The 12,637-nt window shown below is 24.3% G+C and carries 10 protein-coding genes and 1 tRNA gene; 5 read left to right on the forward strand and 6 right to left on the reverse strand.

The window, feature by feature from the left end:
• Positions 1-82: 82 nt before the first annotated feature.
• From D9V74_RS02855 to D9V74_RS02870, 4 genes are all read right to left on the reverse strand, one after another.
• The gene (locus tag D9V74_RS02855; protein ID WP_158363091.1) at positions 83-2,092 is read right to left on the reverse strand and encodes a UvrD-helicase domain-containing protein; all 2,010 of its coding nucleotides are present in this window, start codon (positions 2,090-2,092) and stop codon (positions 83-85) included.
• A 43-nt stretch (positions 2,093-2,135) separates the two neighbouring features.
• Positions 2,136-3,608 carry a ketol-acid reductoisomerase gene (ilvC, locus tag D9V74_RS02860; RefSeq protein WP_158363092.1) on the reverse strand — a complete coding sequence of 491 codons (1,473 nt, stop codon included), beginning with the start codon at positions 3,606-3,608 and terminating at the stop codon, positions 2,136-2,138.
• A gap of 32 nt (positions 3,609-3,640) precedes the next feature.
• Complete coding sequence (gene ilvD, locus D9V74_RS02865) at positions 3,641-5,494, reverse strand: dihydroxy-acid dehydratase (RefSeq protein ID WP_158363093.1); 1,854 nt, start codon at positions 5,492-5,494, stop codon at positions 3,641-3,643.
• Between the two features lie 242 nt (positions 5,495-5,736).
• Positions 5,737-5,809, reverse strand: a tRNA-Trp gene (locus D9V74_RS02870).
• Between the two features lie 157 nt (positions 5,810-5,966).
• On the opposite strand from D9V74_RS02870, the gene D9V74_RS02875 reads away from it, so the two are divergent.
• From D9V74_RS02875 to fdx, 5 genes are all read left to right on the forward strand, one after another.
• Positions 5,967-7,181 carry an IscS subfamily cysteine desulfurase gene (locus tag D9V74_RS02875; RefSeq protein WP_158363094.1) on the forward strand — a complete coding sequence of 405 codons (1,215 nt, stop codon included), beginning with the start codon at positions 5,967-5,969 and terminating at the stop codon, positions 7,179-7,181.
• 45 nt (positions 7,182-7,226) lie between these two features.
• Positions 7,227-7,607, forward strand: a complete 381-nt coding sequence (iscU, locus tag D9V74_RS02880; protein ID WP_158363095.1) for a Fe-S cluster assembly scaffold IscU — start codon at positions 7,227-7,229, stop codon at positions 7,605-7,607.
• An 85-nt stretch (positions 7,608-7,692) separates the two neighbouring features.
• Positions 7,693-8,217, forward strand: coding sequence for a Fe-S protein assembly co-chaperone HscB (gene hscB / locus D9V74_RS02885; RefSeq protein ID WP_158363140.1), 525 nt, complete (start codon positions 7,693-7,695; stop codon positions 8,215-8,217).
• Positions 8,218-8,228: 11 nt separating this feature from the next.
• Positions 8,229-10,049, forward strand: coding sequence for a Fe-S protein assembly chaperone HscA (gene hscA / locus D9V74_RS02890; RefSeq protein ID WP_158363096.1), 1,821 nt, complete (start codon positions 8,229-8,231; stop codon positions 10,047-10,049).
• Complete coding sequence (fdx, locus tag D9V74_RS02895; RefSeq protein ID WP_158363097.1) at positions 10,050-10,388, forward strand: ISC system 2Fe-2S type ferredoxin; 339 nt, start codon at positions 10,050-10,052, stop codon at positions 10,386-10,388.
• A 3-nt stretch (positions 10,389-10,391) separates the two neighbouring features.
• Here the strand turns inward: fdx and der are convergent, their stop codons facing one another.
• Both der and D9V74_RS02905 read right to left on the reverse strand, forming a co-directional pair.
• Complete coding sequence (der, locus tag D9V74_RS02900; protein WP_158363098.1) at positions 10,392-11,744, reverse strand: ribosome biogenesis GTPase Der; 1,353 nt, start codon at positions 11,742-11,744, stop codon at positions 10,392-10,394.
• Positions 11,745-11,799: 55 nt separating this feature from the next.
• Complete coding sequence (locus tag D9V74_RS02905) at positions 11,800-12,381, reverse strand: YfgM family protein (RefSeq protein ID WP_158363099.1); 582 nt, start codon at positions 12,379-12,381, stop codon at positions 11,800-11,802.
• Positions 12,382-12,637 lie beyond the last annotated feature (256 nt).

Below are 12,637 nucleotides of genomic sequence, written 5' to 3' on the forward strand. Positions count from 1 at the left end.
TAATATAAAATACATAATATCATTTTATCGACTTTTTTAAAACTAAATTTAAAAAATTTGTTAAATAAAATTGTATTTATTTTTATTTTTTTTGAATCATTTTCTTGAGATTATATATTTTTAATTGATTTTCTTTGATATCTTTAAGTGATTGGCTAAAATTAAACTTTTGATCCCATTGTAGGTCTTCTTGAGGTAATTCAAGCAAAAATCTACTAGGTGACATATTAAGTATTTGTCCATATTGTTTACGTGTACAAGAATAAGTAAAGAATAATTGCTGTTTTGCTCGTGTAATTCCTACATAAGTCAATCTTCTTTCTTCTTCTATAGTATTATTATCAATACTTTTTTGATTTGGAAGAATTCCTTCACACATTCCAATTATGAATACTGAAGAAAATTCTAAACCTTTAGAAGCGTGCAAAGTCATTAATTGAACTTGATTTTTTTTCTCTTTTGTTTGTGTGTCTGAAAAATCACGGATTATTATTCTTTCAACAATTTGTGATAAATTCATGGGTTTTTCAAATATATCACCTTTCATCATATTATTAAACCATTTTGATAAAGTGTGAATATTATTTATACTATTTTGAAACTTTCCTGATTCTTTTAAGATTTTTTTAAGCCATTTTTCATAATTAATGTCACGAATAATATATTCTATAATATTACTATTTTTTAAAGAAGCTTGTTGAGTAAATTTTTCTATTTTTAGAATAAATGTTTTGATTCTTTCTATAGTGTTTTTGTTTAAAAAATGATTTATTTCTGAATTACAACTTATTTGGAAAAGACTTTTATTTTTTTTATTTGCGTATTCTTCTAATTTGTGTAGTGTAATTTTACCAATTTTACGTGATGGAATATTTATAACACGCATAAATGCATGATCATCATTGGGATTAATTATAAGACGTAGATAACTTAATAAATCTTTAACTTCAGAACGAGAAAAAAATGATGATTTTTCAGAAATATAATACGGAATATTTTTTTTTATTAAAACTTTCTCAAGAATGCGAGATTGATAATTTCCTCTATATAAAATTGCACAATCTTCATATTTCATATTATTTTTAATATTTTGCATAATAATTACTTCAGCTATTTTTTCTGCTTCTTTCTCTTCATTTTGAGATGTTAAAACATGAATGATGTTTCCATATTTTAATTGAGAAAATAATTTTTTTTCTACATAATGCATATTATTAGCAATAAGATAATTAGCAGCTTTTAATATTCTTCCTGATGATCGGTAATTATGTTCCATCTTAATAATTTTTAAATTAGGAAAATCTTTTTTTAATAAAAAAATATTTTTTGGATTTGCTCCTCTCCATGAATAAATAGATTGGTTATCATCTCCAACTAATGTAAAATTTGAATCAGTATTAGTAAGAGTTTTTATTAATTCATATTGACTATTATTTGTATCTTGATATTCATCAACTAGTAAATAAGATAGTCTTTTTTGCCAACGCATTTTTATTGTTTGATTCTTTTTCAATAATAATGTAGGTATACAAATTAAATCATCAAAATCTAATATATTTGCTTGAAAAAGATGGTTGTTATATTTTTGATAAATAGATACTAGATTTTCTTCTGAACGAGATTTAGTGAATTTTTGAACTTGTTCAGGAGTTAAAAATTTATTTTTCCAATAAGAAATCATAAAATTTATTTTTTTTAATAATTTTATATTATTTATGATTTTTTTTTTACATATTTTTTTAAGCAAGTTTATCTGATCTTTTTCATCAAAAAGAATAAAATTTCTGTTAAATTGTAATTCTTTTATTTCTTTTTTAATAATTTTTAATCCTAATGAATGAAAAGTAGAAATAATAATTTCTTTTGTTTCTGAAGTATTTAAATATTCTGATAAACGAATACGCATTTCATAAGCAGCTTTGTTAGTAAAAGTTATTGCAGCAATATTATTAGGTTGATATTTACCATGATTTATTAAATAAATAATTTTATTAATGATAACTTTCGTTTTTCCAGAACCAGCCCCTGCTAATATTAAACAGGGGCCGTTAATATATTCAATAGCTTTTTTTTGAGCAACGTTTAGGCACATATAAGATTATGATATTTAATTAATAAAATATATTAAAAAATTTTTATTTTGCTACTGTAATTACTTTCATTTCTTTCATATGACTTCTTAATTTACGTCCAATAATTTCTATAGGATGATTGCGAATCATATCGTTAATTTTATATAATTCAATATTATTTATTGATTCTTCTAATAATGCACATCCAAGATCAGTTTTTTGTGTTTGTAATATAAATTTTTTTAAAATAGGATATGCTGATTCAGAAAAAAGATAACTACCATATTCAGCAGTATCAGAAATTACTTTGTTCATTTCATATAATTTTTTTCTTGCAATTGTATTTGCAATTAATGGTAATTCATGTAAAGATTCATAATATGCTGATTCTTCTAAAATACCTGAATTAATCATTGTATCAAAAGATAATTCAATACCAGATTTTAATATAGCAATCATTAATATCCCATGATTGTAATATTCTTGTTCTGGTATTTTTTTATTATAATCAGGAGCTTGTTCAAAAGATGTTTTTTTTATTTTATCTCTCCAATCTAATAATTTTTTATCGTTATTATCCCAATCAAGCATCATCTTGTTTGAAAAATCCCCTGAAATAATATCATCCATATGTTTTTGAAATAATGGTGATAATATATTTTTTATTTTTTCTGAAATATAATAAGCTCTTATCTTTGATGAATTATTTAATCGATCCATCATTAAGGTAATGCCACCATGTTTTAAAGATTCTGTAATAGTTTCCCATCCGTATTGTATCAATTTAGATGCATATGCTGGATCATGTTGTTCCATCACTAATTTTTCGTAACATAGTAATGAAGCGGTTTGCAGCATACCACATAAAATTGTTTGTTCGCCCATTAAATCTGATTTCACTTCTGCTACAAAAGATGATTCAAGTACACCAGCACGATGTCCTCCTGTAGAAAAAGCCCATGCTTTTGCAAGCTCTAAACCTTGATGATGAATATCATTTTCATTATGGACTGCAATTAATGTAGGAACTCCGAACCCACGTTTATATTCTTCTCGTACTTCAGTTCCAGGACATTTAGGTGCTACCATAATTACAGTGATATCTTTTCTTATTTTTTCTCCAAATTCTACAATATTAAATCCATGTGAATAACCTAAAATAGAATTTTTTTTCATTAATTTTTGTAATTCTTTTATTACATGATGATGTTGTTTATCAGGAGTTAGATTAATTACCAAATCAGCATGTGGAATTAGTGATTCATAGTCATTTACTTTAAAGTTGTTTTTAATTGCATTTATGTAAGATTGATTTTTTTTAATAATACTATCTTTTTTTAGTGCAAAAGAAACATTTAATCCCGAATCTCGCATATTTAATCCTTGGTTTAAACCTTGAGCACCACAACCTACAATAACTATTTTTTTATCTTTTAAAATATTGTTTTTATTATTAAATTCTTCTTTTTTCATAAAACGACATTTTTTTATTTGCTTGATTTTTTGGCTAAAACTAAGTGTATTAAAATAATTCATTATGATATTTCCTAGTTTAAAAAAATATATTTTTAAATATTAGATATTCTTTTATAATCTCGAACAGCTCCTTTATCTGCACTTGTACAGAAAAAAGAATATGTTTTTAAAGCTAAAGAAACATATCTTGTACGATTTTTTGGTTTATAAGATAGAGGTCCTTTTAGTTCTTCTTCAAGAATACGATGTGATAATTCTTTTTTTGTAATATCTAAATGGATTGTTCTTTTAGCAATATTAATGTTGATAATATCGCCATTTTTAACTAAAGCAATTATACCTTTGTTAGCAGCTTCAGGTGAAATATGTCCTATAGATAATCCTGATGTACCTCCTGAAAATCTACCATCAGTAATTAACGCACATTTTTTTTCTAATTTAATTGATTTTAAATATGTAGTTGGATACAACATTTCCTGCATCCCTGGTCCACCTTTTGGACCTTCATAACGAATAACAATCACATCTCCAGGAACGATTTGGTTATTTAATATAGCATGAACAGCTTCTTCTTGACTTTCATATACTTTAGCAGTTCCTGAAAAAATATAATTTGTTTTGTCTATTCCTGCTGTTTTTATTATGCATCCATTTCTTGCTAAATTTCCATATAAAACAGCTAATCCACCTTCTTGGCTATATGCATGTTGACAAGATCGAATACAACCGTTTTTTCGATCGTAATCTAATGTTTTCCATCTAAAATTTTGAGAATAAGGTTTAATCGTACGCACACCTCCTGGGCCAGCTTGAAACATACTAATTATATCAGTATTTTTTGTTGAAAAAATATTATATTGATTTAATGTGTCTTTTAAATTCATTTGTAAAATATTATATGTATTATTATTTAATAAATTATTGTGATTTAATTCACCTAAAATACCCATAACACCACCTGCACGATGTACATCTTCAATATGATATTTTGAAGTACTTGGAGATACTTTACAAATATGAGGTATTTTTTTTGATATTGCATTAATGTCAGACATTTTAAAATCAACTTGTGCTTCTTGAGCTGCAGCTAATAAATGTAAAATAGTATTAGTAGATCCACCCATAGCGATATCTAATATCATTGCATTTTGAAAAGATTCTTTGTTAGCAATATTTCTAGGTAAAATATTTTTATTATTATTTTTATAGTATTCTTTAGTAATTTTAACAATAATTTTCGCTGATTTAATAAATAAATTTTTACGATCAATATGTGTTGCTAATAATGTTCCATTTCCTGGTAAAGATAAACCTAATACTTCAGTTAAACAATTCATAGAATTAGCTGTAAACATACCTGAACAAGAACCACAAGTAGGACATGCAGATGTTTCAACATTTTTAATAAAATCGTTTGATAAATTAGAATTCCCTCCATGTACAATAGCATCAACTAAATCTATTTTTATTGTTTGGTTGTCTTTTTTTAGTTTCCCTGCTTCCATAGGTCCACCTGAAACAAAAACTGATGGTATATTTAGTCTTAATGATGCCATCAACATACCTGGAGTAATTTTATCACAATTAGAAATACAAATCATAGCATCGACACAATGTGCATTAATAACATATTCTATTGAATCTGCAATTAATTCTCGTGATGGTAGAGAATACAGCATACCAGAATGTCCCATAGCTATTCCATCATCTATTGCAATAGTATTAAATTCTTTTGGAACTCCCCCAGAATTTTTAATTTCTTTAGATATAAGCGTCCCTACTTCTTTTAGATGAATATGTCCTGGAACAAACTGAGAAAAAGAATTTACTATTGCAATGATTGGTTTTTTGAAATCGTTATCGGTCATACCGGTAGCTCTCCACAATGCTCTTGCTCCGGACATATTTCTACCATGTGTAGTTTTAAAGGAACGATATTTAATCATTTTTAATAACTCCTAAAAATAATAGTTTAAAAATATTTTAGAAAAATTTTTTGATATAAATACATTGATAGAAATCTTGAGCGATAATTTTTTTTAATAAGAAGTAGTTTTTTCGAAAGTTATTTCAGGGGATGATATTTTATATAATCATAAACTTGATTGATGTTGATATTTTTTTAATTTTATCTTAATTTTTTATAAATTAAAAAATTATAAAAAATTTTCAACAAGTGAAATTGTTTCAGGGACGGTAGGATTTGAACCTACAACTTTCGGTTTTGGAGACCGATGCTCTGCCAATTGAACTACGTCCCTAATGATGCTGAAAAATATTATATTCTTAATACTAACAAAAGTCTAGTACGCATTATAAAAATAAATTATAGATTTAAATAATTTTTAATCCTATTTTTTTTTAAAATGTTAGAATACGAATTTAAAAGTATTATTTATTTAAAGGTAAATATTTATTATGAAAACTCCAATTTATTTAGATTATGCAGCGACTACTCCAGTAGAATCTATAGTTGCGAAAAAAATGATGGATTATTTAACATTAGATGGAATATTTGGAAATTCTGCATCACGTTCTCATATATTTGGATGGAATGCGGAAGAAGCCGTTGATATAGCTCGTAATCAAATAGCAGAATTAATTGCAGCAGATTCACGTGAGATTATTTTTACTTCTGGAGCAACAGAGTCAAATAATTTAGCTATAAAGGGAATAGCTTTTTTTCATCAAAAAAAAGGTAAACATATTATCACGAGTAAAACAGAACATAAATCAGTTTTAGATTCCTGTAGATATTTAGAAAGTAAAGGATTTAATGTAACTTATCTCACTCCAAAAAATAATGGTATCATTGATCTAAATGATTTAAAGAATAATATTCAAAATGATACTATACTTATTTCTATAATGCATGTAAACAATGAAATTGGTATTATACAAGATATTGAAAGTATTTCAAAAATTTGTAGAAGTCATGGTATTTTTTTTCATGTAGATGCAACTCAAAGTTTAGGTAAAATTCCTGTTAATTTAAATAAAATAGATATAGATTTAATGTCTTTTTCTGCTCATAAAATCTATGGTCCAAAAGGTATTGGAGGTCTTTATGTTCGTCGTAAACCTCGAATACGATTATTGCCTTTTATACATGGAGGAGGACATGAAAGAGGCATGCGATCAGGAACTTTGCCAGTTCATCAGATTGTAGGAATGGGTGAAGCATTTATTATAGCAAAAGAAAAAATGAAAAATGATTTTATATATTTAACAAAATTACGTAATTTACTTTGGAATGGAATCAAAAACATTGAAGAAGTTTACTTAAATAGTGATTTGCAACAAGGAGTTCCACATATATTAAACGTTAGTTTTAACTATATTGAAGGTGAATCATTAATTATGGCTCTTAAAGATTTAGCTGTTTCTTCAGGTTCAGCTTGTACTTCAGCTAGTTTAGAACCTTCTTATGTATTGAAAGCTTTAGGTATTAAAGATGAATTAGCTCATAGTTCAATTCGTTTTTCAATTGGTAGATTTACAACAGAAGAAGACATTATATATACAATAAAATTAATTCATGACTCTATTAATAAATTACGCGAACTTTCTCCTTTATGGGAAATGTTTAAATCAGGAGTTGATTTAAATAGTATAGAATGGGATCATAGTTAGTCATATATAATTATATATAATTAATAAATATAAGGTAATATTAAAATGGCTTACAGTAAAAAAGTAATGGATCATTATGAAAATCCAAGAAATGTTGGTTCATTTGCTAATTCTGATAGTAATGTAGGAAGTGGTTTAGTAGGAGCTCCTGCTTGCGGTGATGTTATGAAATTACAAATTAAAGTAAACGAAAAGGGAATTATAGAAGATGCATGTTTCAAAACATACGGTTGTGGTTCTGCTATAGCATCTAGTTCGTTAGTAACTGAATGGGTAAAGGGAAAATCTATAAAAGAGGCTGAATCTATTAAAAATACAACGATTGTGAAGGAATTAGAACTTCCCCCAGTAAAAATTCATTGTTCTATTTTAGCAGAAGATGCTATTAAAGCAGCTATTGCTGATTATAAAAATAAAAATATTTAAATTAATTCAGTTTTATTAAATGTTGAAAGAATATTTTCTTTCAACATACGATTTCTCAATTATGTTTAAAAAAATAGGTCATAGTATGAATTATTTTACATTGTTTAATTTGCCTGAAAATTTTAAAATAAATCAAAAATTACTTTCTGAAAATTTTTATAGATTACAGTTAAAGTTTCATCCTGATTTATTTATTAATCATTCTGATATGAAAAAAAAAATAATTTTAAAAAAATCAATAGAAATTAATAAAGGTTATAAAACTTTAAAAGATTTTTTAAGCAGAGCAATATATCTTCTATTTTTAAATGGTTATAAGCTTGATACAGAAAATGTTTTATTAAACAATAATTGTTATTTAACAAAATATTTTGTTTTGTATGAAGATATTGATGATTTAAAAAAAAATAATTTTGATAAAGAACAATTAAATAGTGTATTTACAAAAATAATGAAAGAAATTATGCATTGTAAAAATAATATTGAATTAGAATTTAAAAAAAAAAATTATAAAAATATTATACCAGAAATAGAACAGTTACTTTTTTTAAAAAAAATTAAATTTAATTTGATGAAAGAACGTAATATATATTTAAGACAAGAAAATTAGGATATTCATATATGATTTTTTTGAAACAAAAATGTAAAAAAAAATTGTTATTAGGTATTGATCTTGGAACTACTTATTCATTAGCAGCTACAGTATTAGAAGATGATGTAGTGTTTTTATTAGATAAAAAAAATCGTTATTTGTTACCATCTGTTGTGAATTATAAATATAATTCTATTACTGTTGGTTGGGAGACATTAGAAAATGTTATTACAGATCCTTCTAATACTATTAGTTCTGTGAAGCGTTTATTGGGTCGTTCTATCAATTTTATCAAAAAAACATTTCCTATGTTGCCTTATTTTATAGAAGAAAATAACAATAAGGGTGTTGTTTTTCGTACTAATTTTGGATTTGTTAGTCCTATTGATGTTTCAAGTCATATATTAAAACATCTAAAAAAAAGGGCGATTTTTTTATTTGATCAAGAAATTAGTGCAAGTATTATTACAGTTCCTGCATATTTTAATGATATTCAAAAAAAAGCAACTAAACAAGCAGCTATTTTATCAAAAATTAATTTAATCAAATTATTAAATGAACCTACCGCAGCTGCTTTTGCATATGGTCTACAAAGACAAAAAAAAGAATTGATTATTGTTTATGATTTGGGAGGAGGCACTTTTGATGTTTCTGTATTAAAATTGCGTAAAGGAATTTTTGAAGTATTGGCATCTAGTGGAGATTCTAATTTAGGTGGTGATGATTTTGATTATGTCTTAGCAAATTATATTTATAAAAAATCGAATGTATTAAATAAATGCAATGATTTTTTTCAAGCATCGTTATTACAACTTGCTAAATCTACAAAAATAAAATTAACACAATATGAACGAGTAAAAATTAATTTTTTTAATTGGGAAGGTTATATTACTCGAGAAGAATTTAATTCTATTATTATTAAATTTATAAAAAAAACATTATTTATTTGTTCTGATCTCTTAGAAGAAATTAATTTGTCTATTGAAAAAATAGAAGAAGTAGTTATGGTAGGAGGATCTACTCGTGTCCCATTAGTTTATGAAGAAGTTGCCAATTTTTTTAAAAAGAAATTATTAAATTATATTAATCCAGATCAAGTAGTAGCAATGGGTGCAGCAATGCACGTTGATATGTTAATGAATACTAATAAAAAAAATAAAGTACTTTTATTAGATGTACTACCACTGTCATTAGGTATTGAAGTCATAGGAGGATTTGTTGAAAAAATTATATTACGCAATACTGCGTTACCTGTTTCAAAAACAAAAGAATTTACAACTTATAAAGATAATCAAACATCTATTTTAATACATGTAGTTCAAGGAGAAAGAGAATTAGTTAAAGATTGTATTTCATTATCTCGTTTTATTTTACAAGATATACAACCACAAAAAGCTGGATTAGTTCGTATTTTTGTAACATTTCAGGTTGATACAGATGGTTTAATTAATATTAAGGTTTTAGAAAAAAATAGTAACAAACAAAAATCTATACAAATTGATAATAATATTATATTAAAAACAATTAATGTTTCTGAAATAGTAGAAAATTCTTTAAAATATTCTAAAGATGATTATTATTTAAGAGTGAAAGAAGAAAAAAAAATTGAATCTGTACGTGTATTAAAAATTTTAGAGAATTCTTTAAAAAATCATAAAAATTTAATTACTTCAAAAGAACTAAATAAAATTACATTTTTTCAAGAAAAATTAAAAAAATCTATTAAAGATGATGATTTGTTTGAAATGAAAAAAAATTTAAAAAAACTAGATGAAGTGAGTAAAAATTTTTTTTCATTACAGTTAAAAAATGCTATTAATGATTCTTTTGTTATAGAAGAGGATATATAAATGCCTACAGTTCTATTTTTACCTCATAAGTTAATATTACCAAAAGGTGCTATATTACAAGCAGAAACTGGAGAAACTATATTAAATCTTGCTTTACGAAACGACATTAAATTAGAACATGCATGTGAGCAATCGTGCGCTTGTAGTACATGTCATTGTATTATACGAAAAGGTTTCTTTTCTGTTACAGGTTGGTCTGAAAAAGAAGACGATATTTTAGATAAAGCTTGGGGTCTCCAACCTGAAAGTCGTTTGAGTTGCCAAGCTATTATTGGAAAAATGAATATTGAAGTAGAAATTCCTTTATATAATTTGAATTATAATGCAAATGAATTTTAATATTTATTTTTTTTCATATATGTAAGGATTTAAATTGTCTTTAAATTGTATTTGAATAGGAGTGTTTTTAATTTTAAGAGCATTTTGAAAAAAGTTTATTAAATATTTTTTATATGATAAAGATAAATTTTTAACTTGAGTACCATGAATAATAATTTTTAATGGATTTGAATTTCCTACATGTGCATATTTTAATTTTATTCGTCTTCCTTTTATAATAGGTGGTTGATGTTTTTTAATTGCTTCATACATTGTTTGTGTTATTTTAGACGTGCTAATTTTTCTTGTAGATTCTTTATAAGATGAATAGACGGATTTAAATATTTGAAAAATACCTTTCTTGTACAAAGCAGATATAAAATGTATTTTTGGAAAATGAATAAATTTTATTTGATTTTTAATTAATTCTTGTATGTTATTTTGTTCTTTAGAATTTAATAAATCACATTTATTTATTATAATAATTATTCCTTTTCCAGAATTATTGATAAAATTTGCTAATAATAAATCTTGATTACAAATTGCGAGACTTGCATCTATAATTAATAATACTACATGAGAATGCTCAATTGTTTTTAGTGTTTTAATAAGAGAAAATTTTTCAAAATTATTAATTTTTATTTTTTTTTTACTCGCTCCTGGGGTATCAATTAAAATATAATTCTTATTTTTATATTTCATAGGTATAGATATATTATCTGATGTTGTTCCGGGGATATTACATGTAATCATTCTTTCTGTATTTAATATATTATTAATTAAAGTTGATTTTCCTACATTTGGTCTACCAATAAAAGCTATTTTTATTGATGATTTTTGCAATAAATTATCTTGTTTTATATTTTTTTGTTGATATTCTTGTGTTATCCACGGAATTAAATAATTTTTTTTCAAAATATTTATTCCTTGATTATGAATAGCAGAGATTTCTTGAATATTTTTAAATCCTAATAAATAAAATTCATTAATTTTTGTAGTTAAATTACTACCATCGATTTTATTGATAATTAAAATAATTTTTTTATGATATTTTCTTATTTTTTCAGCAATTTCATATTCTTGTGGCATTAATCCATCATGAGCGTCTACTACAAATAAAATCAAATTAGATTCTTCTATTGCTTGTAATGTTTGCTTATATGCTTGCTTTTCTATTTCATTGAATTGAATATCTAAACCTGCGGTATCAATTAAGATTATTTTTTGATTTGATAATAATGTGCAGTATCCGTATTGCCTATCTTTAGTAAGTCCTTTATGATTTGCAACTAATGCATTTTTTGTTTTTGTTAAAATATTAAATAAAGTAGATTTTCCAACGTTAGTACGACCAATTAATACAATAATGGGTATCATATTTATAACACACTCTTTTTTTAAGATTTTTGGTGTTTGCATTTATTTTTTTATTTTATTCTTTTAGATCATTTATTTTCATACGAATAATTTCTTTAGATGCATTAGAGTCTTCTAGGGATAAACTTTTTTCCCAAGATTTTATTGCTTCTTTTTTATTATTTAGATGCATATATATATCACCTTTCATATTTTCAATAATATTACTCCAATTATGATTTTGAATCCTGTTAAGTATTTTTATTGCTTGTTGATTGCAATTTTTTTCTATTTTTAATTTAGCTATATTGAGTGTTAAAAGAATTTTTAAATTTTCTTCTGAAGTATATTTCAAACTATTACTTAATGAAATTAACGCTTTGTCAAGTTCGTTATGTAAGATATATTCTTTTGATAAAGATAAAGCTGTCAAAGTACCATAAACATTATGATTATGTATAATAAAGTTTTCTACTTCATATATATTTTGAGGTTTGTTTATATTTATTTTTTTAATAATTTCTTCATATTGTATAGCATTTAAATTTTTTGTTTGATCTATCATTGGATATTTCCAATAAAATATAATTAAATTTAAACTTAAAAATAAGAAGAATAGAGTGATAAAAACAATTTTTTTTTTGCTTATATTTAACATTTTTTTTCTCTAAATTGATTGTTATAAATGAATTTTTTATAAATAAAAAATATATTTTTCTATTAATAATCAAAATAAAAATTTTATTTTTTACAATGAATGCAATGAGAAAGATTATTATATAAATATTGTATCTAATTTTATTAAAAATGATAACATATAAAAAAGTTATTCCTATAAAAAACACTAATTATGCACAGTTAATTAACTTAATAACTTCTTTTATAATCAATGCTTAAGATGACTTATCCACAGA

The sequence above is a fragment of the Buchnera aphidicola (Macrosiphoniella sanborni) genome, from assembly GCF_005080885.1.
Taxonomy (GTDB): Bacteria; Pseudomonadota; Gammaproteobacteria; order Enterobacterales; family Enterobacteriaceae; genus Buchnera; species Buchnera aphidicola_AU.